At 71.4% G+C, this 21,856-nt stretch carries 19 protein-coding genes; 7 read left to right on the forward strand and 12 right to left on the reverse strand.

From position 1 onward, the window contains the following. Positions 1–312: 312 nt before the first annotated feature. The 4 genes from AB0H62_RS23070 to AB0H62_RS23085 all read left to right on the forward strand — a co-directional run bounded on the left by AB0H62_RS23070 (position 313) and on the right by AB0H62_RS23085 (position 4,682). Positions 313–633, forward strand: coding sequence for a hypothetical protein (locus AB0H62_RS23070; RefSeq protein ID WP_220239585.1), 321 nt, complete (start codon positions 313–315; stop codon positions 631–633). 102 nt (positions 634–735) lie between these two features. Then, entirely contained in the window at positions 736–1,713 is a 978-nt protein-coding gene (locus AB0H62_RS23075) for a hypothetical protein (RefSeq protein WP_220239586.1), read from the forward strand. Between the two features lie 367 nt (positions 1,714–2,080). Next, positions 2,081–2,995 carry a universal stress protein gene (locus tag AB0H62_RS23080; RefSeq protein ID WP_220239587.1) on the forward strand — a complete coding sequence of 305 codons (915 nt, stop codon included), beginning with the start codon at positions 2,081–2,083 and terminating at the stop codon, positions 2,993–2,995. A gap of 193 nt (positions 2,996–3,188) precedes the next feature. Next, a complete protein-coding gene (locus tag AB0H62_RS23085) occupies positions 3,189–4,682 on the forward strand; it encodes a CoA transferase (RefSeq protein ID WP_255637845.1) in 1,494 nt (497 codons plus the stop codon). A gap of 89 nt (positions 4,683–4,771) precedes the next feature. Here the strand turns inward: AB0H62_RS23085 and AB0H62_RS23090 are convergent, their stop codons facing one another. Continuing rightward, a complete protein-coding gene (locus AB0H62_RS23090; protein WP_220239589.1) occupies positions 4,772–5,980 on the reverse strand; it encodes a GNAT family N-acetyltransferase in 1,209 nt (402 codons plus the stop codon). Positions 5,981–6,348: 368 nt separating this feature from the next. Here AB0H62_RS23090 and AB0H62_RS23095 point away from each other — a divergent pair, with 368 nt between their 5' ends. Then, complete coding sequence (locus AB0H62_RS23095; RefSeq protein ID WP_255637846.1) at positions 6,349–8,052, forward strand: phospholipid carrier-dependent glycosyltransferase; 1,704 nt, start codon at positions 6,349–6,351, stop codon at positions 8,050–8,052. A 54-nt stretch (positions 8,053–8,106) separates the two neighbouring features. Here AB0H62_RS23095 and mmsB read toward each other — a convergent pair whose 3' ends face one another. The 10 genes from mmsB to AB0H62_RS23145 form a co-directional block, all read right to left on the reverse strand. After that, complete coding sequence (gene mmsB / locus AB0H62_RS23100) at positions 8,107–9,330, reverse strand: multiple monosaccharide ABC transporter permease (RefSeq protein WP_220239590.1); 1,224 nt, start codon at positions 9,328–9,330, stop codon at positions 8,107–8,109. Then, complete coding sequence (gene mmsA / locus AB0H62_RS23105; protein ID WP_220239591.1) at positions 9,327–10,847, reverse strand: multiple monosaccharide ABC transporter ATP-binding protein; 1,521 nt, start codon at positions 10,845–10,847, stop codon at positions 9,327–9,329. Before mmsA ends, mmsB begins: the two co-directional genes overlap by 4 nt. Next, positions 10,844–11,944 (reverse strand): multiple monosaccharide ABC transporter substrate-binding protein, encoded by a 1,101-nt coding sequence (chvE, locus tag AB0H62_RS23110; RefSeq protein ID WP_220239592.1) that lies wholly within the window; start codon positions 11,942–11,944, stop codon positions 10,844–10,846. Before chvE ends, mmsA begins: the two co-directional genes overlap by 4 nt. Before the next feature lie 14 nt (positions 11,945–11,958). Then, entirely contained in the window at positions 11,959–13,464 is a 1,506-nt protein-coding gene (araA, locus tag AB0H62_RS23115; RefSeq protein ID WP_220239593.1) for an L-arabinose isomerase, read from the reverse strand. A 30-nt stretch (positions 13,465–13,494) separates the two neighbouring features. After that, the gene (locus AB0H62_RS23120) at positions 13,495–14,172 is read right to left on the reverse strand and encodes an L-ribulose-5-phosphate 4-epimerase (protein WP_220239594.1); all 678 of its coding nucleotides are present in this window, start codon (positions 14,170–14,172) and stop codon (positions 13,495–13,497) included. Beyond that, on the reverse strand, positions 14,163–15,848 hold the full coding sequence (araB, locus tag AB0H62_RS23125; protein ID WP_220247609.1) for a ribulokinase: 1,686 nt from the start codon (positions 15,846–15,848) through the stop codon (positions 14,163–14,165). The genes AB0H62_RS23120 and araB overlap by 10 nt, the downstream gene beginning before the upstream one ends. 60 nt (positions 15,849–15,908) lie before the next feature. Continuing rightward, positions 15,909–16,937, reverse strand: coding sequence for a LacI family DNA-binding transcriptional regulator (locus AB0H62_RS23130; protein ID WP_220239595.1), 1,029 nt, complete (start codon positions 16,935–16,937; stop codon positions 15,909–15,911). Positions 16,938–17,030: 93 nt separating this feature from the next. Further along, on the reverse strand, positions 17,031–17,456 hold the full coding sequence (locus AB0H62_RS23135; protein ID WP_360588053.1) for an MmcQ/YjbR family DNA-binding protein: 426 nt from the start codon (positions 17,454–17,456) through the stop codon (positions 17,031–17,033). Between the two features lie 188 nt (positions 17,457–17,644). Further along, positions 17,645–18,190, reverse strand: coding sequence for a hypothetical protein (locus AB0H62_RS23140; RefSeq protein ID WP_220239597.1), 546 nt, complete (start codon positions 18,188–18,190; stop codon positions 17,645–17,647). Positions 18,191–18,286: 96 nt separating this feature from the next. Then, complete coding sequence (locus AB0H62_RS23145) at positions 18,287–19,255, reverse strand: GNAT family N-acetyltransferase (protein WP_220239598.1); 969 nt, start codon at positions 19,253–19,255, stop codon at positions 18,287–18,289. On the opposite strand from AB0H62_RS23145, the gene AB0H62_RS23150 reads away from it, so the two are divergent. Beyond that, positions 19,254–19,451 (forward strand): hypothetical protein, encoded by a 198-nt coding sequence (locus AB0H62_RS23150; protein WP_220239599.1) that lies wholly within the window; start codon positions 19,254–19,256, stop codon positions 19,449–19,451. The two genes, AB0H62_RS23145 and AB0H62_RS23150, sit on opposite strands and share 2 nt — an antisense overlap. Positions 19,452–19,499: 48 nt before the next feature. Here AB0H62_RS23150 and AB0H62_RS23155 read toward each other — a convergent pair whose 3' ends face one another. Next, positions 19,500–20,657 (reverse strand): LLM class flavin-dependent oxidoreductase, encoded by a 1,158-nt coding sequence (locus AB0H62_RS23155; RefSeq protein ID WP_220239600.1) that lies wholly within the window; start codon positions 20,655–20,657, stop codon positions 19,500–19,502. A 182-nt stretch (positions 20,658–20,839) separates the two neighbouring features. On the opposite strand from AB0H62_RS23155, the gene AB0H62_RS23160 reads away from it, so the two are divergent. After that, the gene (locus AB0H62_RS23160; RefSeq protein WP_220239601.1) at positions 20,840–21,853 is read left to right on the forward strand and encodes a helix-turn-helix domain-containing protein; all 1,014 of its coding nucleotides are present in this window, start codon (positions 20,840–20,842) and stop codon (positions 21,851–21,853) included. The last annotated feature ends 3 nt before the right edge of the window (positions 21,854–21,856 follow it).

Raw genomic sequence — 21,856 nt, forward strand, 5'->3', positions numbered from 1 at the left:
ACTCAGACAGCGACCCGGGCCTCCCCGGCGCAGGCGGCTCCCCGAACGGCGCAGTCGTCACAGCCGGCCCCCTCCTCACCCCGGGCGCGGCGCCCGCCGTTGTGCCATGATGCCCGACACCCCGGCCAAGCCGAGATCGTGGCGCTGAGCAGCACTGATCGGACTTGGTCGGAAACTTTGCGACCCCGATGCGGTCAAGGCCATCCTGATCAGGCAAGCCGGAAGGGCCCACCGCATCGGAACCACCGACGGGTTTCAGCCCCTTCTGTCGACCATTCTTCGCCCACCACGCGAATCCGATCGGGGTGAACCATGAACACCCTCACGCCCACCCAAATCCTCGTCGCCGTCACGATCCTGCTCGCACTCGCCTGGGCCTGGTGGTCCGGCGCCCGCCGCGCCAGGGCCGCCGCCGAGGCCGCCCGAACCCGCACCCGCCTGATCTCCCTGACCGGCCGCGTCCTGCTCAACGCCGGCCTCCTCGTCACGGTCCAGTGGGCCGTCATCGCCAACGCCACCAGCACTTGGCTCCTGCTCGCCGTCCTCGGCCTGCCCGCCCTCTTCGCCGCCTACGCCCTCACCCGCGCCACCACGATCACCACCCTCGCCCCACCCACCCGCGACAGCCACTGACCGCGAGCCGCTCGGGTGAACCGCACGGCAAGTCCCCGCCCGCAGTAACGATGTCCGCGGATCGTCGATGAGGAGGCGACGACGTTTTCTGGGGGCAAGCACGTGGAAGAGGAAGACCTGCTCGACTCCCACCCGGATCTGGTGGATCCGGAGTGGCGCAAGCGGGCGGAGGCCGGCGCGCGGGTGGGGGCGAGGAAGGACCGCCGGAAGGTGCGCAAGCAGCGGCGCGCACCGCTGCGGCGGCCGAGGGGGCGGTGGTGGGGCGCGACGCTCGTCCTCCTCGTCCTCGGGGTGACGGTGTCGGCGATCGTGCTCGTGGGGAGCCGGCCCGGAGCCGAGCCGGCTGCGCCCAATCCGACGGCGGTGCCGATTCTCGCGCGCGTCGATCTGGCGCGGCCGTACGACCGGACGCCCGCCGAGAAGTGGGCCAAGGGCTTCGACGGGATCGCCACCACCGCGACCGGGGCGGTTAAGGCCGAAGTGGCCGCGGACGCCTACGCGCAGGTCAAGCGCGCGATCTTCGCCGCGCGGCTCGAACCCGCCGTCGTGACGGGGCATGACCCCAGGGCCTTCCTGGCGCAGCTGGCGCCGGACGCGCGGCCGTGGATCGCGTCGAAGGTGGCGGAGCACGACAAGGGCCTGCTGCCGTACGTGACCGAGATCGCCGACGGATACCGCCTGCTCGACGCGGGCCCGCGTATCTTCGGCACCCTGACCGCGCACCCCGGGGTGAAGCCGGGGGAGCTGGCCGTGGACGCGAAGTACGTGGTCGCCTACGCGTTCGACGACCCCCACCCCGGCGAGCTGACGGGGCCGGGGCAGATCGTCAGCTTCGTGCGCGTGGACGAGAACTACGTGCTCCGCAGCGGCACGAGCTTCAGCAAAACCAGCCAGGGTCTCTGGATCGACGGCGAGCACAGCGCGTTCTCCTCCGTCGGCTGCGCCGCCGCGAAGACGGGCTTCCTCGCACCCGGCTACGCCAACCCGCCCGTCGGCCCGGCGCCCGCGGGCGACCAGGACGCGCCCGGCTACTACGACCCGAAGTACCCGGTGCCGACCCTCGACGGCTGCCAGGACTGACCCGGACGAGTCACCGCGTGCCGTCGAACCGGCGGAACAGGACCACCGGCCGGTCGGCGATCCGGGCCGCTGCGGAAGATCGAGTGCTGCCAACGCATCTCGCTGCGGTCGCGGGAATCGTCAGCATGCGGATGTAAATCGGACCGGCCGAGGTGTGCTGTCAAGTAGTCAGATGAAGGGACGTCCTGGGGGAGTGGCCGGCCGGGGCCGCAATGTCGTCCGTATGCAGAGAAACTCGACGGCGGCTCAAAGGGGCAGGCACCGCTGGACGAAAGTCACCCGGACGGGGGTCTGTTGGCCGTCTCGCGCGCAGGTCCGCTGCGATTACAGTCCGAGGTGCCGGCAGACCGACGAAGGCGGGGAACCCATGGCAAGCGCGTCCACCGATCTGGTCGTCGGGGTCGACGGGAGCGAGTCGTCGCTGATGGCGGCGCGCTGGGCCGCGCGGATGGCCCGCGAGCGCCGCGTGGGCCTGCGGCTCGTGCACGCCGTGGACGAGATCCCCGTGACGTACCCGCACGCCGCGCCGACCTACGAGGACGCGCAGCGGGTCGTCGGCGAGCGCGGCGAGCGGGTGCTCAGCCGGGCGCGGGCGGCCGTCGCGGAGGTGGCGCCGGAGCTGGCCGCCGAGGCCGTGCTGCGGCCGGAACAGCCGGCGTCGGCCCTGCGCGCCGAGTCCGCGTCGGCGGGGATGCTGATCCTCGGGTCGACGGGGCTGCACCGGCTCGGCCGGTTCGTGCTGGGCTCGGTGTCGGTCTCGCTTGCTTCGCACGCGGAGTGTCCGGTCGCGTTCGTGCGTCCCCACGTCGCCGAGGACGCGCCGCCGGTGGACGGCCCGGTCGTGGTCGGTGTGGACGCCACGCCGATCGGGGAGGACGCGATCGGCGTCGCCTTCGAGGAGGCGTCGTGGCGCCGGACTCCGCTCGTCGCCGTGCACTGCTGGAAGGAAGGGTTCCTCGCGTCGGTGTTCGAGGAGTCCGGCTCGTCCGCCGACGCCGACGCGATCGAGGCCCAGGAGCGGGAACTGCTCGCGCAGCGGCTCGCCGGGTGGCAGGCGAAGTACCCCGACGTGCAGGTCGAGCGCCTGGTCGTGAAGGAGAAGCCGGCCGACGGCCTGCTCGACTGGGCCGATCGCGCGCAACTGCTGGTCGTCGGCAGCCGTGGGCGCGGCGGGCTCGCCGGCCTGGCGCTCGGATCGACCAGCCAGAGCCTGATCTCGTACGCGCTGTGCCCCGTCCTGGTCGTGCGCGGAAACCGTCCGGCGGCGTCGCAGGACGAATAACGGATTCCCCGAAGTCGGCCCGGCGGGCCCGCTGCCGTCGCTACGATCGACGCGCTTCGCTGCCCGCCGCACCGCGGCGCCCTGGCACAGGCGAGCTCGTGGCCCGTGTCGCGGACGTCGAGGTTCCGACCCTGGAGTGTCCACTGTGGAAACAACCGATCCGGGGTCGATGCGCGACGCCATGCTCCGGGCGGTGCGCAATCGTGCGTCCGACGACGCGTTCGACCCGCACGCCGAGCTGCGCGAAGTGCTGGCACCACTTGGTTTCACGCCCGAGGACAGCGGCGGCGCCATCACCTTCCTCAAACGCGACCCGCTCCTGCCCAGCTCGATCCGCATCGGCGGGGCGGCGGCTGTCGCGCTGACCCAGCAATCGGTGCTCGCCGCGAAGCTGTGGCGCATGCGCGCAGGGCTGGGTCAGGACATCACCGTCGATCTGGGCCAGGCCATTCGCCGGCTCGCCCCGGCGTCGGAGCTGCGGTGGGAGACGCTCAACGGCTACCCCGCCGACATGGCCGACCGGCTCGTCGGTTCCTACCTCGGCTTCTACCCCACGCGCGACGGCCGCCACGTCATCCCCGCGAACATCTACCCCGGCCTGAAGTCGAAGATGCTCGCAGTCCTGGACTGCGCGGACAGCCCCGAAGCGCTCGGCCGCGCGATCGCCCGGCACACCGCCGACGAGCTGGAGGAGCTGGGGGAGCGGCACGGCATCGTGTTCGCGAAGGTCCGCAGCGTCGAGGAGTTCGTGGCCGAGCCGGTGTTCGAGCACCTCGCCTCGCGGCCGCTGATCGAGATCGAGAAGGTCGCGGACACCCCGCCCGAACCGTTGCCCGACTGGGGCACGCAACCGCTGTCCGGCATCCGCGCGCTGGGCATGGGCCACGTCATCGCGGGCGCGGGCATCGGCCGCTCGCTGGCCGCGCTGGGCGCCGACGTGCTCAACGTCTGGCGCGTCCTGGAGTTCGAGATGGACTCGCTGGTCGCCACGGCCAACGTGGGCGTCCGCTCGACCCGCCTCAACGTCCGCGGCACCGACGGCCAGGCCACGCTGCACGCCCTCCTGCGCGACGCCGACGTCTTCTACGCCAACCGCCGCCCCGGCCTGCTCACCGAGCTCGGTGTCGACGCCCACCAGGCCATCGGCCTGCGGCCCGGCCTCGTCCACGTCACCGCCAGCTGCCACGGCGACACCGGCCCGTGGGCGAACCGCGTGGGCTTCGACCAGGTCGCCGGCACCGTCACGGGCATGGTCGCCGCCGAAGGCACGCTGGACCAGCCGAAACTCCCGCCGACGTCGATCATCAACGACTACCTCGTCGCCTGGCTGGGCGCCACGGGCGCGTTGGCCGCGCTCATCCGCCGCGCCACCGAGGGCGGCAGCTACCGCGTCCACGTCTCCCTCACGCGCGCCGCCATGTGGGCGAGCACCCTCGGCTTCTTCGACTGGGGCTACGTCCACCGCGCCGTCGGCAGCGGGGGAGAGCACGAGCTGCTGGACCCGCAGCTGTTCACGTCGCTCACGCCGCTCGGGCTGTACCAAGGGGTCACGGAGAACGTCACGCTCTCGCGGACCCCGCACCACTACCTGAACGTGCTCTCGCCCCGCGGCGCCGACCAGCCGGCGTGGCTGCCCAAGCCACGGCAGGTGGACGTCGCGGCGCTTGCGAAGGCGCTCAACCGCTGAACCCGGACTTTCCGTACGCCTCGGCGAGGATCCGAACCGCAAACCTTGGAACCAGCGCCGCCGCCGAACGGCCCGGTGCGCCCGCGCCGTCAGAACCAGTGCAGGCAGTGCGGCTCTCGCTCCGCGCGGAACAGCGCGTCGGCGACACCGGCGGCTTCGGGGTGGTGCGCGTGGACGTGGCCGGCGCGCACGAGGGTGCTCGGGGTGGTGCCGCCGAGGTAGAGGGAGCCGAGGTCGCGCACGTCGAGGGACAGGTCGGGCGCGCGGTCCGTGGGGACGCACTCGGCCTTGCCGTCGCGGACGGTCAGGAGGTGGCGGCCGCGCTCGTCGAGGAAGGGGTCGGTGACGTCGAGGACCAGCTCGCCGTCGGTGAACCAGCCGCGGGCGGTCAGTGCGCGCGGGACGTCCAGCAGCCGCACCCACAGCCAGTCGTCGTCGCTCGCCGTGCCGGCGCGGAAGTCCGCGAGCTGCCAGCGCAGCGGGTGCCACGGCGGGACGTGCTTGAACACCACGCGCGTGACCAGGTCGTGGCCGAGCACGAACCGGGCCAGGGCGGTGAAGACGGCGTCGTCGGTGGCGATGGTTTCGTCGACGGTCAGCGTGCCGGGCTCGACGAGCGAATAGCTGGCGTACCCGTCCGGGGTCCCGTCGGCATCCCGGTGCACGGCGAGGTACCGCGGCGCCGCGGTGATCGGGGGCTGGCCCGCGCGCAACGCCCACCACCGGTGCGGCCGCGACAACGCGCCGGGCTGCGCGCGGCGGTAGCGGTCGTAGACGTCTTCCAGCAGCTCGACGCACTCGTCGCGCTTCAGCACCTCGACCGAGCCGGTGTCGGCCGGCGCGTGAGCCCGCGGCGCGGCGAGCGCGGCCTGGTGCCGCGGCACCGTCAGCTGCCCGGTGTAGGTCGCCGGCCCGTAGCCGAAGCGGCCGTAGATCGTGGCCTCCGACGCCAGCAGCACGGACAGGAACTCCCCGCGCGACCGCAGTTCGGCCAGCTGGTGCCGCATCATCGCGCTCAGCACCCCCTGGCGACGATGCGAAGGGAGCACCCCGACGGACGTGATCCCGGCCGCCGGCACCACGACCTCGCCCGGCAGCGTGAGCTCGAACGAGTAGGCCGCCGCGGTCCCGACGGGCCGCCCGTCCGCCACGGCCAGCACCCCGCGGTCCATCTCGAGCGCCGACCACCACAGCCCGCCGCCGCCCTCGGCCGGCGTCTCGGGGAACCGCGCGAACGCGGTGTGGACGGTGTCGACGAAGACGTCGAAGTCTTGCTCGGTGGTGGCGCGGATTTCCACTGCGGCGGTCTCCCCGGGGTGTCGTGGCTGTCGCGCCACAGTGCAGCGGCGCCGCGGGGCCGGGTCAACCGAATTACCGCCCGGCCTGCGGTCAGCCGAGCCCCCGCCTCTCGCGGTGCGCGAGCAACTCCGGCGCGAGGACCACCACGGCGCCGGTTCGACGCTGACGAGGTGCTCGGCGTCCGCAGCGCGCGGCTCACCGAGACTCGGGTCGCGCCGATCGCTTCGGCCGGCCCGTGCAGACCGCCGGGCAGGACGACCCGGACACGCTCACCTGGAGGGCCGCCGGTGGTCACGAGCCGATCGCCGCGGCGGGCGGGACGTAGCATGGGCGCGGACGTGTTCTCTCGCGTGGAAGGAACTTCGGGTTGTCGCCGCCTACGAGCCAGCTGTCGAGCGCGAGCGGGGCGACCCCGGCGGACCCGGCGCCGACCCCGGCCCCGCCGGGCCGGTTCGAGTGGCTGCGGCGGCATCGGCGGTGGGCGTTTGCGCTCGTCGGGTTCGCGTTGCTCGCGCAGATGGCGTTCGCGATGGTCACCACGGCCGTCGGGCAGACGCCGACGATCGACGAGCCGGTGTACGTCGGCACGGCCGTCGTCTACCTCGACCAGCACAGCCTGCGGTACAACCCGGAGCACCCGCCGCTGGGCAAGCTGATCATCGCGTCCGGCCTGGCCTTCGCCGACGTGCACCTCGACCCCGCCTTCGCCGGCGACGAAACGCAGCTCGGCCGGCACGTGCTGTACGAGTCGGGCAGCGATCCGGGCCACCTGATGTTCTTGGCGCGGCTGCCGATGATCGTGCTGACGCTGCTGTTCGGGCTGGTCGTCTTCGCGTTCGCGCGTGATCTCGCCGGCCCGGTCGGCGGCCTCATGGCGCTCGCGCTCTACGCCTTCTCGCCCGACGTCATCGCATACGGCTCGCTCGCCACACTCGACGTGCCGATGGCCGGGTTCCTGCTGACGTCGGCCTGGCTGGTGTGGCGGGCCCGGCGCCGGCCCCTGCGGTATCTCCCGCCGGCGGGACTCGCCCTCGGCGCGGCGATCGCGACGAAGATGAGCGCGCTGCCCGCGGTTCCGGTGGTCCTGTTCCTGGCCGCGTTGTCGGTGTGGCACTTCCGTCGTGCGCGTGGCCTCGGTCCGAAACGGACCGCCCTCGAGCTCGTCGCGGCGGTCATCGGCGTGGGGCTGATCGCCGTCGCCGTCCTCTGGGCCGCCTACCTCGCCGTCGATCCACGCTTGCGCTGGCAGGCACCGCCGGGCCTGCCGACTCTCCACGGCCTGCGCGCGCTCGCCGACTGGCTCCCGGTGCCCGCGCCGTACCGCGACGGCATGCACCTCCAGTTCGGCTTCGAAGACCAGGTGTGGAGCGGCTTCCTGTTCGGCCGCCTCTACTTCGGCGCCCTCTGGTACTACCTCCCGGCCGCGATCCTCGTGAAGACCCCGCTCGGCACGCTGGCGCTGTGGCTGGCCGGCATCGTCGTGCTGCTCGCGATTCCCCGGCTGCGCCCCGCGGCGCCGTACCTCCTCGTCCCGTCCGCGGTGCTGCTGGCCGCCGCCATGACCGGCAGCCGCGACTTCGGCGTCCGGTACACGGTTTTCCTCCCGATGTTCCTCGCCGTCGCGGCCGCCGGTCTTGTCCTCCTGCGCCGCCGCCAGGCCCACCTCGCCGCGGCGGTCCTGGTCGTCTTCACGGCCGTCAGCTCGCTGCTGACGTTCCCGTACTACCTGCCCTACTCCAACGAAGCCTTCGGCGGCCCGGCGCAGACCCACCTGCGCCTGCACGACTCGAACGTCGACTGGGGCCAGGACCTCGGCCGCCTCGCCGACCGGTTGAAAACGCGCTATCCGGACGAACGCCCCTGGCTCGTCTACAAGGGCAGCGGCGTGCCGGCCTTCTACGGCATCGACGCCGCCGACCCCCTCCGCGTGCCCCCGGACCAGGTCCACGGCCTGCTCGCGGTCTCCGACTCCTCCATTGCCAAGGCGGACGCCCACCTGAAGGCCCTGCTGGCGACGAGCACCCCGATCGACGAGGTCGGCCACTCGATCACGATCTTCCGCCGGCCTTAGGCCCTGGTCACGGCCCCGGGCCCAGGGCCGGCTGAATCCCCGGCGGCCGCGCCTCTAAGCCGTACCGCGTCGTTTCGTCCAGATGTCGTACGCGACTGCCGCGAGCAGGACCACGCCCTTGACCAGCATCACGCGCTCGCTCGGAGCACCGATCAGGGACATGCCGTTGTTGATCACGGCCATGATCAACCCGCCGGTGATCGCGCCGACGACCTTCCCCACGCCGCCCTGCACGGCGGCGCCGCCGATGAACGCCGCGGCGATCGCGTCGAGTTCGAAGTTCACGCCGGCGGTCGGGCCGGCCTGGTTGAGCCGGCCGGCGAAGATGATCCCGGCGAGCGCGGCCAGCACGCCCATGTTCACGAAGATCCAGAACGCCACCGACTTGACCTTGACGCCCGACAGCGTCGCGGCCTGGAGGTTGCCGCCGACCGCGTAGATGTGGCGGCCGAACACCGAACGACCGGCGACGAGCGAATAGCCGACCACGAGCACGGCCAGCAGGATCAGCACCCACGGCAGGTTCTTGAACCGCGCGAGCTGCACGACCACGGCGAGCACCAGGATCGCCGCGCCGGCGACCTTCGCGACGAACACCGGGTACGGGTCCACGTCCTGCCCGTACCCGAGCCGCGCGGAGCGCTTGCGCTGCTGGGTGATCGCGATGGCGGCGACGGTGAGCACGCCGACGATCAGGCTGACCAGGTCGGCGCCGCCGAGCGGGCCGAGGCCGATGTTGCCGAGGTAGCCGTCGGTGAAGCCGTTGGACAGCGTGCGGATCGCGTCGGGGAACGGGCCGATGCCCTGGTTGCCCAGTACGGTCAGCGTCAGCGCGCGGAACGCCAGCATTCCCGCCAGCGTCACGATGAAGGCCGGGATGCCGAAGTAGGCGACCCAATACCCCTGCCACGCGCCGATCACCGCGCCCGTCACCAGGGTGATGAGCACCGCGAGTGGCCACGGCACATGCAGGTTCACCATGAGCACCGCGGAGACGGCGCCGGTCATCGCGACCACCGAGCCTGCCGAGAGGTCGATGTGGCCGGAGATGATCACCAGGATCATGCCGATCGCGAGGATGAGCACGTAGGAGTTCTGCACGATGATGTTCGAGATGTTCTGCGGCTCGAGCAACGCGCCGCCGGTGAGCACCTCGAACAGCACCACGATGAGGGCGAAGGCCACGTAGATCCCGCTCTGGCGCGGGTTGATCGAGATCCGCCTGCCCGGGGTGGCGGCCGGGGGCGCGGCGGGCCGGGCCGTGTCCGTTGTGGTCATGGGCGTTCCTTCGTCATGTACTGCATCAGCAGCTCCTGGGTGGCGTCCTCGCGGGCGACCTCGCCGGTCACCCGGCCCGCGGACAGCGCGTAGATCCGGTCGCACAGGCCGAGTAGCTCCGGCAGCTCGGAGCTGATGACCAGCACCGCCTTCCCTTGCGCGGCAAGGGAGTTGATGATCGAGTAGATCTCGAACTTCGCGCCGACGTCGATGCCGCGGGTCGGTTCGTCGAGGATCAGCACGTCCGGATCGGTGAAGATCCACTTGGCCAGCACGACTTTCTGCTGGTTGCCGCCCGAGAGTTTCCCGGTCACGCTGCGCACGGTCGGTGCCTTGATCCGCAGGTCCCGGCGGAACCGCGCGGCCGTGTCGTGCTCGGCGTGCTCGTTGACCCAGCCGCGGCGCGCCAGCTTCCCGAGGCCCGCGGCCGAGACGTTGCGCTGCACGTCCTCGATCAGGTTCAGCCCGTAGCGCTTGCGGTCCTCGGTGGCGTACGCGATGCCGTGGCGCACGGCGTCACGGACCGAGCGCACCTCGATCGGCACGCCGTCCTTCACCAGCCGCCCGGAGATACCGGTGCCGTAGGAACGCCCGAACACGCTCATCGCCAGCTCGGTGCGGCCCGCACCCATCAGCCCGGCCAGGCCGACCACCTCCCCGCGCCGCAACGTCAGGTTGGCGCCCTCGACCACGACCCGGCCCAGCTGCGTGGGGCTGTGCACGGTCCAGTCCTCGATCCGCAGCACCTCCTCGCCGATGTCGGGCTCCCGCGGCGGAAAGCGGTGCTCCAGATCGCGCCCGACCATGCCGGTGATCAGCCGCTCCTCGGTGAGCCCGGCCGCGTCGAGGGTCTCGATCGTGCGGCCGTCGCGCAGGATCGTGACGGTGTCGGCGATCGCGATCACCTCGCCCAGCTTGTGGGAGATGATCACCGACGTCACGCCCTCGTCGCGCAGCCCGCGCAACAGGTCGAGCAGGTGCGCCGAGTCGTCGTCATTGAGCGCGGCGGTCGGCTCGTCGAGGATGAGCAGCTTCACCTGCTTCGACAGCGCCTTGGCGATCTCGACGAGCTGCTGCTTGCCGACGCCGAGGTCGCGCACCGGCGTGACCGGGTTCTCCGCGAGGCCGACGCGCCGCAGCAGCTCGCCGGCCTCGTGGTTGGTGCGGTTCCAGTCGATGAACCCGCGCCGGGCCCGCTCGTTGCCGAGGAAGATGTTCTCCGCGATCGAGAGCTGCCCGCACAACGCCAGCTCCTGGTGGATGATCACGATTCCCCGGCGTTCGCTGTCGCGCACCGAGCCGAACTCGCACGCCTCGCCGTCGAACCGGATCTCCCCGGCGTAGCTGCCGTGCGGGTGCACCCCGGAGAGCACCTTCATCAGGGTCGACTTCCCGGCGCCGTTCTCCCCGCAGATCGCGTGGATCTCCCCGCGGCGCACGGAAAGGGTGACGTCGGCGAGCGCGGTGACCCCGGGGAAGGTCTTCGTGATCCCGCGCATGCCGAGCAGTTCCGTCATTTCAGCTGCCCCGCCGTGTAGTAGCCGGAGTCGAGGAGTTCCTTCTGGTAGTTGGTCTTGTCCACGACCACGGGCTGCAGCAGGTAGGAGGGCACAACCTTCTTGCCGTTGTTGTAATCCGTGGTGTTGTTGACCTCCGCCTTGCCGCCCTTGAGGACGGAGTCGGCCATCTTCACGGTGACGTCGGCGAGCTTGCGGGTGTCCTTGAACACCGTCGAGTACTGCTCGCCGGCGATGATGGACTTGACCGACGCGACCTCGGCGTCCTGGCCGGTGACCACCGGGTAGGGCTGACCCGCGGTGCCGTAGCCGTTGCTCTTGAGCGCCGAGAGGATGCCGATGGACAGGCCGTCGTACGGCGAGAGCACGCCGTCGACCTTCGCGCCGCCGCCGTAGGTCTTGGTGAGCAGGTCCTCCATGCGCCGCTGCGCGGTGGCCGGGTCCCAGCGCAGGATCGCGGTCGGCGCGAACGTCGTCTGGCCGCTCTTCACCACGAGCTTGCCGCTGTCCATGAGGGGCTTGAGCACGGACATGGCGCCGTTGAAGAAGAACGTCGCGTTGTTGTCGTCCGGCGAGCCGCCGAACAGCTCGATGTTGAACGGACCCGGACCGGTGCCGAGGCCCTTGACCAGCGAATCCGCCTGCTCCACACCGACCTTGTAGTTGTCGAAAGTGGCGTAGTAGTCGACGTTCGGGCTGTTGAGCAGGAGCCGGTCGTAGGCGATCACCGGGATCTTGTGGTCGGCCGCCTCCTGCAGCTGGGTGGTGATCGCGGTGCCGTCGATGGAGGCGATCACCAGCAGCTTGGCGCCCTTGGTGATCTGGTTCTCGATCTGGTTGACCTGGGTCGGGATGTCGTTCTCGGCGTACTGCAGGTCGACCTTGTAGCCGAGCTTCTCCAGCGCTGCCTTGATGTTGTCGCCGTCGTGGATCCAGCGTTCCGACGACTTCGTCGGCATGGTGACGCCGATCAGCGCGCCGGCCGACGAGCCGGCGGCCGGCTGCTGGTCGGCCGTCTTGACGCTCGAACCGCAGGCGGCCAGCGTCAGTGCCAGTGCGGCGACGGTGACCCCTCGGATCCCTCGGATGAACTTCATTGTTCGTGCTCCTTTCAGAAGCCCTGGGCGAGCCGGTGGTAGGCCTGGTTCCAGCGGATCCGGTCGGCGAACCCGGAGGTGGTGGTGCCGGCGTCGATGGTGAGGAGCTCGACGCCGAGCAGGTCTGCGAAGTCGCGGAGGGTCTCGACGGGCACCGCCTGGGTCAGCACGGTGTGGTGCGGCGCGCCGGCGGTGATCCACGACTCGGCGGAGGTGGCGAGCGACGGCGCGGGCTGCCAGACCGCGCGCGCGACCGGCAGGCTGGGCAGCGGCTCGTCGGGTGGGACGACCTCGATCTCGTTGGCCACCAAACGGAACCGGTCGCCGAGGTCGGCCAGGCCGAGCACCACGCCGGGGCCGGGGGCGGCGTCGAACACGAGCCGTACCGGGTCCTCGCGGCCGCCGATGCCGAGCGGGTGGATCTCGCACGACGGGCGGGCGGCGGCGATGCTCGGGCAGACCTCGAGCATGTGCGCGCCGAGGATCTTCGGCTCGCCCGGCCCGAAGTGGTAGGTGTAGTCCTCCATGAACGACGTGCCGCGGCCGGTGCCCGTCCCCATCGCCTTCACCGCGGCGAGCAGGGCCGAGGTCTTCCAGTCGCCTTCGCCGCCGAAGCCGTAGCCGTCGGCCATCAGCCGCTGCACGGCCAGCCCCGGCAGCTGACGCAGGCCGCCGAGATCCTCGAAGTTCGTGGTGAACGCGCCGAAACCGCCCTCGGTGAGGAACCGCCGTAGCCCCAGCTCGACTTTCGCCGCGTACCGCAGGGACTCGTGGCGGGCGCCGTCTTCGGCGAGCTCCGGCGCCACGTCGTAGGCCGACGCGTATTCGGCGACCAGTTCGCCGGTGTCCTTTTCGGACGCGCTGTCGACGAGCTCGACGAGGTCGTTCACGCCGTAGGTGTTGACCGAGACGCCGAAGCGCAGCTCGGCCTCGACCTTGTCCCCTTCGGTCACGGCGACGTCGCGCATGTTGTCGCCGAAGCGCGCCAGCCGCAGCTCGCGCAGGTGGTCCGCGCCGATCGCGGCCCGCGCCCACGCGTCGATCCGGTCGGCGACCACGGGGTCGCCCGCGTGCCCGGCGACGGTCTTGCGTGGCACGGAAAGGCGGGTCAGCACGTGGCCGAACTCGCGGTCGCCGTGCGCGGCCTGGTTGAGATTCATGAAGTCCATGTCGATGCTGCGCCACGGCAGGGCTTCGTTGAGCTGGGTGTGCAGGTGCAGCAACGGTTTGCGCAACGCGTCGAGCCCGCCGATCCACATCTTCGCCGGCGAGAAGGTGTGCATCCACGCGATCACCCCGACGCAGGAGTTGTCGGCATTGGCCTCGAGCAGCAGCCGGCGGATCGCGGAGGCCTCGGTCAGCACCGGTTTCCCGACGAGCTCGGCCGAAAGCCGTCCCGTCGAGGCGAGCAGCCGCTGGATCTCCAGCGACTGGCCGGCGACCTGCGCCAGCGTGTCCTCGCCGTAGAGCGCCTGGCTCCCGGTGAGGAACCAGACCTGGGGTTTGTTCTGCGAAGCCATTTGTCTCCTCGTCGTGTGCGCCGGCCGGGCTCAGCGCTGGCCGTAGACGTTCTGGTAGCGCGCGTAGAGCCGGTCGACGTCCTCGGCCGGCAACGGTTTGGGCGCGCCCAGCTCGAATGCCTTGTGGACGGTCCGGGCCACGTCCTCCACGAGCACCGCCGCCTTCACCGCGTCGCGGGCGGTGCGCCCGACGGTGAACGGGCCGTGGTTGCGCATGAGAACGGCAGGGGAGCGGCTGGCCCGCAACGTCTCGACGATGCCGCGGCCGATGGAGTCGTCGCCGATCAGCGCGAACGGCCCGACCGGGATCTCCCCGCCGAACTCGTCGGCGATCATCGTGAGCACGCACGGGATGGGCTCGCCGCGCGCGGCCCACGCGGTGGCGTAGGTGGAGTGCGTGTGCACGACCCCGCCGACGTCGGGCAGATGCCGGTAGACGTAGGCGTGGGCGGCCGTGTCGGACGACGGCGCGAGGTCGCCGTGGCGCAGCCGCCCGTGCAGGTCGGTGACGACCATGGTGTCGGCGGACAGGTCGTCGTAGGAGATCCCGGACGGCTTGATCACCATCAGCTCGCGCCCGGGCACCCGCGCCGAGACATTGCCCGCGGTCCAGGCGACCAGCTCGTTGCGCGTGAGCTCGCCGTGCAGGTCCGCGACGGTGCGGCGCAGCTCGGCGACGGTGCCGAGCAGCTCGTCGGTCAGCGACATGTCAGGACTGTCCTTTCGCCGGCGGTGGCGGTGGCGTGGCGGCGGGCCGCGAGGCGGTGCAGCACGTCGCTGCCGCCGCGGCCGAAGTGGTCGTGCAGCTCGCGGTAGTCGGCGTAGAGCTCGTCGTAGGCACGGGAGTGGGCGGGCACCGGCCGGTACACGTCCCGGTGGACCGAGCCCATCGCGCGCGAAGCCGCGGTGATGTCCGGGTGGGCGCCGGCCGCCACGGCGGCGTGGATGGCCGAGCCGAGCGCCGGCCCCTGCGCGGACCCGATCACCGACAGGGGCAGGTTCACCACGTCGGCGTAGAGCTGCATCAGGAAGGCGTTGCGGACGAGCCCGCCGGCCACGACCAGCTCGGTGACCGGCACGCCCGCGTCCCGGAAGGCTTCGATGATCGTGCGGGTGCCGAACGCGGTGGCCTCCAGCAGCGCCCGGTAGGTGTCTTCGGCACGGGTGGCCAGCGTCTGGCCGACGACGACGCCGGACAGCTCGTGGTCCACCAGCACCGAGCGGTTGCCGCTGTGCCAGTCGAGCGCGACCAGCCCGTGCGCGCCGATTTCCTGCGCCGACGCGAGCACGGTGAGGTGTTCGTGGAGCGAGACGCCCGCTCGTCGCGCGTCCTCGTGGTAGCCGGGCGGCACGCCGTGCTCGACGAACCAGCCGAAGATGTCGCCGACCCCGCTTTGCCCGGCTTCGTAGCCCCACAGCCCGGGCACGATCCCGCCGTCGACGACCCCGCACATGCCCGGGACCTCTCGCAGCTCTTCGGCGTTGAGGACGTGACACGTCGAGGTGCCCATGATCGCGACCATCCGGCCGGGTTCGACGGCCTGCGCGGCGGGCGCGGTCACGTGCGCGTCGACGTTGCCGACCGCGACGGCGATGCCTTCCGGCAGTCCGGTCCACAACGCCGCTTCGGCGGTGAGCGAGGCGGCCCGGTCGCCGAGGCGCCCGAGCGGCCGGTCGAGCTTGTCCGGCACGAAGTCCGCGAACCCGGGGTTCAGCTCGCGCAGGAAATCGGCGCCGGGGTACTCGCCGTCCTGCAGGATGCCCTTGTACCCGGCGGTGCAGGCGTTGCGGACGTAGTGGCCGGTCAGCCGCCAGACGATCCAGTCGGCCAGCTCGACCCAGTGCGCCGTCGCCGCGTAGACGGCGGGCGCCTCCTCCAGAACCTGCAGCGCCTTTGCGAACTCCCATTCCGATGAGATCCGCCCGCCGTAGCGGGGCAGCCACTTCTCGTCGCGGGCTCGCGCGAGCTCGGTGATCCGGTCGGCCTGCGGCTGGGCGGCGTGGTGGCGCCACAGCTTCACGTACGCGTGCGGCTCGCGCTCGAACTCCGGCAGCTCGCACAGCGGCGTTCCGTCCACAGTGGTCGGAACCACCGTGCACGCGGTGAAGTCGGTGCCGAGGCCCACGACGTCGGCGGGATCGGCGCCGGCGTCGCGGAGCGCGGCGGGTACGGCGGTGCGCAGCACCCCGAGGTAGTCCGAGGGGACCTGCAGCGCCCAGTCCGGCGGCAACGGCTGGCCGGTCACGGGCAGCGTCCGGTCGACGACGCCGTGCGGGTACTCGTACACGGCGGTGCCCAGCTCGGCGCCGTCGGAGACCCGCACCACGACGGCGCGGCCCGAGAGCGTGCCGAAGTCGACGCCGATCACGAGACGCTCGTGAATGTTAGCGTTAACATTCGGGGAGTGCGGGGACACGGGTTTCTCCTTCGGTGGGGACCGCGCTCAGCGTGGTCCGGTGCTCTCCCGGACGATCAGCTCGGGCTCGACCAGGTACCGCACGTGCTGGTCGCCGCCGCCCATCCGTTCGGTCAGCAGCCCGAACGTGCGCCGGCCGACTTCGATGAAGTCCTGGCGCACCGTGGTCAGCGGCGGCGTGAAGTACGCGGCCTCGGGGACGTCGTCGAAGCCGGCGACGTGCACGTCCGCCGGCACGCCGATGCCGGTCTCGGTGAACGCGCGCAGCAGCCCGAGCGCCATCTGGTCGTTGGCGGCGAACACCGCGTCCAGCCCGCCGTTCCCGGCGGGCACCTTCTTGGCCAGCGTCCGCCCGGCGGCGTAGCCGGAGGCCGGGCTCCAGTCGCCGCGGATGACGGGGGGCACCTCTGCGCCGTGGCGCTCCAGCGTCTCGCGCCAGCCGCGCTCGCGCTCGAGCGCCTCCAGCCAGTCCTCCGGCCCTGCGATGTGCCACACCGTGCGATGCCCGAGCGCGAGCAGGTGCTCGGTCGCGCGGCGGGCGCCGTCGTACTGGTCCACGGAGATCACCGGAACCGGCGCGCCGTCGCCGCCGCCGACGGCGACCACCGGGACCGCCGAAGGCACTCCCGCAAGCGCCTGCCCGGCCGTGACGTGCGGGGCGATCACGACGATCCCCTCCACGGCTTGGCGCCGCAGGCTCTCCACCGCGTCCGCGATGGACGACCGGCCCGGACGGCTCACGCTCGAGATCGTGATGGCGTAACCGGCTTCCCGGGCGGCGTTCTCGATGCCGTACAGGGTGCTCGCGGGTCCGTACAGATTGGACTCCAGCGCGACGACGCCGAGCGTGCCGGAGCGGCCCGTGACGAGCGCGCGGGCCGCGGAGTTGGGCCGGTAACCCAGCTCCTCCACCGCGGCCATCACCCGGGCGCGGGTCTCGGGGCGGACCGGGCCGGTGCCGTTGATGACCCGCGAGACAGTCATGTGGGAGACGCCTGCGAGGCCGGCCACGTCCGTGAGGCTCGCCTGCCGATCGCCGGCCGCTCCTGCTGACACTACGTCACCGCCTTCCTCGTCCGGGTGGTCCGCGTCACTCTTTCCGGCGCATAGTGTTAGCGATAACAGTCACCCGGTCAAGACTCGGCTCGGTCACGACCTGGTCTCTTGATCGGCGAGCCACGCCGCACCCCGGCGGGCCGAAGCGCGCGACAGCCACGCCTCCTGGACCACTTCCGCCGGCTCGGCCCGGCTGATCTCGCCGAGCCGACAGGCGCGCACGAGCACCGACAGGTGGCCGCGGAAGTGCGGCGTGGTGAAAAACGGTGAGTCCTCGTCCTGGACGAGTGCTGCCTTGTCGCCTTCGGACGGCACCCAGAACACGATCACGTCCGGGTAGCGCTCGCCCGTCTCCGGGTCGATGGCGTCCGGGCGCGGGTTTCGGAAGAAGACGAACGACTTGCCCCCGACCTGGTACACCGGCTTGTGCTCGGTTCCGGGCCAGACGGTGACGTGCGGCATCCCGAGAGCGAGCTCGTGGACGTCCTCGACACACGCGGGGCGGCTGTCGTCCGGCATCGGGTCAGTGTAGAAGCCCGACCCGTTGATCGCCGGGAGTCCACATCGGACCCGGAACCGGTGCCGCGCGGGAGCCCGCACGGCACCGGCCGTGGTTCAGCGCCGCCGACGGCTCACGCGCCGTGCGGTTCGGCGGCCGGTGCGGCGGGCGACCCTGCGCGATCCGAACATGGTGGTGCCTCCTTGACTCAGGTGTGGCTGGGGGTGGCGGTCTCGAAGGCGTGCAGCTGCTGCGCTTCCTCCGCCGTGACCAGGCCGATGGCGACGAGGTCGAGCGGGCTGATGAAGCCGTCGGAGATGCGGAACCCGCCCGCTTCCGCGATGGCGTCGCGGAGGGGGATGGCCCAGCGGTGTTCGAGCAGCACGAGAGCGGCGGCGGAACCGTCTGGGATCTCCTCCAGGACGTCCCAGGCGTCTTCGTCGGAGAACACCTCGACGCCTTCGGCGGCCTTCTCGGCACCCGCGAGGGCACCGGCCTCCATGCCTTCCTCGCCGTCGATCCCGAGCCCGATCAGCGCGCCGACCTTGCTGCCGAGCTCGATGGCTTCTTCGTCACTGAGGTTGCTGAGGTGGGCGACCTCGATCTCGCCGTTTGAATCCTTGTGCACGGCCAGCGCGTCGACCACGTTGACGGTGCCGCTCTCCCTCAGGCGCTCGAGCTCGGTGATGATCGCGCCGTGGAAGTCCGGGTCCGGAAATCCCAGCACGACGAGTTGGATGGGTCCGATCGTCATGAATCTGCCTCCGTTCTGCGTCGCGTCCCTCATGGCGAGCATCTGGGCGCGGGTCGTGAACGGCCTCATCTGCGAGAGGTGAGCTTGCGCCGCGCGTCAGACTTCGAGCGCCCAGCGGACGTACGGCCGCTTCGACGTGAAGCCGGCCCTCGCGAAGATCCCGGACGGGCCCGCGGGGCTCGCCGAGTCCGCGTTCACGCTGGCCCGGTGGAAGCCGTGCTCGGCGGCCGCCCGCAGCGCGTGCCCGATCAGCGCGCCGGCGACGCCGCGGTTGCGGTAGGCGGGAATCGTCCCGATGTTCATGAAGTGCACGTCGCGGACACCGGTGACCGCCGCGTCGCCTTCCCAGTGGTTGGCCACGAGCATTCCCACCGCGGTGCCGTCCGCCGCGTCGCGCAGCAGGAAACTGGCCTCGGGCCGCAGGGTGTGGTTCGCGATCTTGTTCTTCCAGTTGTCCGCGGGCACCGGCGCCGGAATCCAGTTGTCCGCGTACGCCTCGTTGCGGGTCACGCGGAAGTCCTCGTCGTTGTCCGCCGACCACTGCTCGATCCGCAGCCCGTCGGGGATCTCCGCTTCGGGGAGCGCGGCGCCGAGCGGGTGCTCCATGTGCTGGAAGTGCCGGACGGGCGCGAAGCCTTGCGGGCCCAGGAGTTCGGCCAGGCCTGCGATGTGCCCGGCCTTGTGGACGTCGATCGCGAGCCGTAGCGCCGGGTGGTGCAGCGCGTGCAGCGTTTTCGCCGCCGCCACGCCGGCCTCGACGAGCGCGGTGCCGATACCCCGGCGCCGGTGGTCCGGATGCACGCCGCCGTCGAGGAACACGCGGTGGACGTCTTCCGCGAACCGCTTGTAGCGGATCTTCATGTACCCGACCATCACGTCACCGTCGAAGGCCGCGAGGCTCGCGCGCTCCAGATCCGCGTAGGGATCGACCAGCTCCTGCAGGGTGTCCTGCGCGGTGTAGTTCTCGCCGATCCGGTCGACGGTCTCCATGGCGTTGAGCAGATCGGCTGCTGCCTGGGCGTCGTCGCGGGTGAGCGGCTGCCAGGTGAGAGACGTGGTGTCCATGCGCCCGAAGGTATTCATGCGCGGGCGGGCTGTCGCTTCGTTTTCCGGCAAAAGTGGTCGCCGACGGTTCGAAATCCCGTCGCTCGACCGCGAGCCGGGCCCCGACGTCCGCGACATCTCGATGGTCGGAACCCAGCCGGAGGCCGGAAAGCTCGCCGAGCTCCGCGCCGCCCACTCGCGCGCGATGCCCGCCTGACCAACGGAAACGTCCACGGCGGCACCGAAGCCGCCACGCCCGCGCCGATCAGGCGGACTTCTCCGCTTCGTGCCGGGCCTTCGCCTCCTCCAGGGCCTGGCCCTGCCGGCTGTGCAGCTCGGCCCGCAGCTTCTTCGCCTGCGCCTCGGTGGCGGCGAGGCGGTCGAGCCGCTGCTGGAAGTGCGGGGCGACGGCTTCGGCGAACAGCTCGTAGTGCCGCGCCGTGGCGGCCGGGGTCGCCCACTCGTGCGCCATCATCAGGTACGAGCCGAAGCCGCCCTTCGACTGAGCCTCGAGGTTGCCGATCTGGCGGATCGCGTCCTGCGGGGTGCCGATCACGCCGATGCCGCTGGCGTTGATCCAGTCGACGCGCTCGGTGAAGGTCGCGCCGCCGGGTTCGAAGTGGGGGACGGCGGCGACGTGCTGCAGGTAGTCGCACCAGTCGTCGAGGCCGTGCTCGACTTCGGCGTAGGCCTGTTCCTTCGTCTCGGCCAGGTGCATCGGTCCGACAAGGCGCCAGCCGTCGCGGTTCATCGTGGTGCCGAACTGCGCGGCGCGTTCCTCGGCGACGTCCCAGTGCTGGGCCAGCAGGTCGAGGTCGCCGGTCAGGGTCGCGCCGATCGACAGGAGGCTGAGCCCGTGCTTGCCGGCAATGCGCGGCCCCGACGGCGACGCGATCGCGGCGACGCCGACCTCCAGCCCGCCCTGGGTGAAGGGCCGCAGCTGGCACAGCGCGTCACGCAGCTGATAGCGGTCGGTTTTGGCCGTCACGGGTTCGGCGCCGTTGAGCAGCTGCATCAGCACGTCGGCGTCCTCTTCCAGCGCGCCGCGCTGGCTGAGGGGGTCGAGGCCGATCATGGACGCGTCGGTCGGCAGCGAGCCCGGGCCGAGGCCGAGCATGAACCGGCCGCGCGTGAGGTGGTCGAGCAGGATCGCGCGGTCGGCCACCCACAACGGGTTGTGGTACGGCAGCGAGAGCACGCCGGTGCCGAGCTTGATCGTCTTCGTCTGAGCCGCGACGTGGGCGATGAAGATCTCCGGGCTCGCGATGAGCTCGACGCCGCAGGAGTGGTGCTCGCCGATCCACGCTTCGTCGTAGCCCAGCCGGTCGAGCAGCTTGATCGTCTCGACGTCGCGAGCCAGGGCCGCGACCGGGCTCTTGATCGGTGAGGCGTGGAACGGGGCCATGAAGACGCCGAAACGCATGAGTCCTCCTTGACTTCGCCGGCCGGGTGATCGACGGTAACGCCGGGGTGCCGCGCCACACCGGGCTCGAGGCGGAAGCGTTCAAAAGATGAACACCCCGCCCGATCGGGGGCTGGCAGCGCGCTTCGCCGATCCTGCACACTCGAGGTTTCCCGGCGACGACGCCAGGAGAGGAGCCGCCCGTGCCCACCTCGGACGTCTGGCAGCAGTTCCTCGAGGCCGATCGCCGCGGGGCGGCGCGGCCGGAGATCGAGGAGTCGTGGGTGCGGTCGCGGCAGTCCGGCGTCGATCCCGAGCGGCTCGACCTCGCGCCCGCCGAGTTCGACCCCGAAACCTTGCTCGTCGCGGTCGGCGGCCGCGTCATTCCCGGCACGGCCGATCTGCTCGTGGGCGACGCCGCGTCGGTCGCGTTGGTCGACCCGCGCGGCACGCTCACCTGGCGCTGGGAGTCCGACCCCGCGTTGCGCCGTGACCTGCAGCAGGTGGAGGTCGAGCCCGGGCACCGCTACGTCGAGGACGGCGTCGGCACCTGCGGGGTCGGGCTCTCGATGGCGGTGCGCTCCGCGTCGATGGTGGTCGGTGCCGAGCACTACAAACAGGCCTGGCACCCCTACACCTGCGCGACCGCGCCGATCGTAGACCCGACCACGCGGCTGCTGCTCGGCTCGGTCAACGTGTGCTGCCGCGCCGAGCACACCAACCGGTTTGTGATGGCCGCCGTCGTGGCCTTCGCCGAGCGCCTGCGTTCGGCGTTGCGAGACGCGGCCACGCCCCGGCAGCGCCGGCTGGTCGACGCGCACATGACGTTCCGCTCCCTGCCCGGCACCACCGTGATCACGCTCGACGGCGAGATCATGATCAGCGACGGCGGCCCCACCGCGACCCTGCCCGACCGCGCGACGCTGTGGTCGATGCTGCGCGAAGCCGGCCCCTCGGCCACGCACCTGCCCCTCGCCGACGGCCGCGTCGCCATCGTCCGCCCCGTCACGCCGGGCCGGTTCGAGGACGGCTGTGTCCTGATCTTCAGCGCGGTTTCGTTGTCGGAGCACGAAAACCCGCTCCAGAACGCGGAAGCCGAGATCATCCGCGAGGTCCTGATCGCCTGCCGCGGCAACAAGACCGCGGCTGCGCACCGGCTCGGCATGTCGCGCGGCACCCTGTACAAGCGCATCCGCCGCTACGGCCTGGGCGACTGAGCT

Source organism: Amycolatopsis sp. NPDC050768, from assembly GCF_040654155.1.
Lineage (GTDB): Bacteria > Actinomycetota > Actinomycetes > Mycobacteriales > Pseudonocardiaceae > Amycolatopsis.

Excerpts from the sequence above, each read along its gene's own strand:
- AB0H62_RS23135 (WP_360588053.1), bottom strand. The coding sequence starts at position 17,456 with ATGCCGGACGACAGCCGCCCCGCGTGTGTCGAGGACGTCCACGAGCTC.
- chvE (WP_220239592.1), bottom strand. The coding sequence starts at position 11,944 with ATGAAGTTCATCCGAGGGATCCGAGGGGTCACCGTCGCCGCACTGGCA.
- AB0H62_RS23145 (WP_220239598.1), bottom strand. The coding sequence starts at position 19,255 with ATGGACACCACGTCTCTCACCTGGCAGCCGCTCACCCGCGACGACGCC.
- mmsA (WP_220239591.1), bottom strand. The coding sequence starts at position 10,847 with ATGACGGAACTGCTCGGCATGCGCGGGATCACGAAGACCTTCCCCGGG.
- AB0H62_RS23155 (WP_220239600.1), bottom strand. The coding sequence starts at position 20,657 with ATGCGTTTCGGCGTCTTCATGGCCCCGTTCCACGCCTCACCGATCAAG.
- mmsB (WP_220239590.1), bottom strand. The coding sequence starts at position 9,330 with ATGACCACAACGGACACGGCCCGGCCCGCCGCGCCCCCGGCCGCCACC.
- AB0H62_RS23150 (WP_220239599.1), top strand. The coding sequence starts at position 19,254 with ATGCGCCCGAAGGTATTCATGCGCGGGCGGGCTGTCGCTTCGTTTTCC.
- AB0H62_RS23080 (WP_220239587.1), top strand. The coding sequence starts at position 2,081 with ATGGCAAGCGCGTCCACCGATCTGGTCGTCGGGGTCGACGGGAGCGAG.
- araA (WP_220239593.1), bottom strand. The coding sequence starts at position 13,464 with ATGGCTTCGCAGAACAAACCCCAGGTCTGGTTCCTCACCGGGAGCCAG.
- AB0H62_RS23140 (WP_220239597.1), bottom strand. The coding sequence starts at position 18,190 with ATGACGATCGGACCCATCCAACTCGTCGTGCTGGGATTTCCGGACCCG.
- AB0H62_RS23120 (WP_220239594.1), bottom strand. The coding sequence starts at position 14,172 with ATGTCGCTGACCGACGAGCTGCTCGGCACCGTCGCCGAGCTGCGCCGC.
- AB0H62_RS23070 (WP_220239585.1), top strand. The coding sequence starts at position 313 with ATGAACACCCTCACGCCCACCCAAATCCTCGTCGCCGTCACGATCCTG.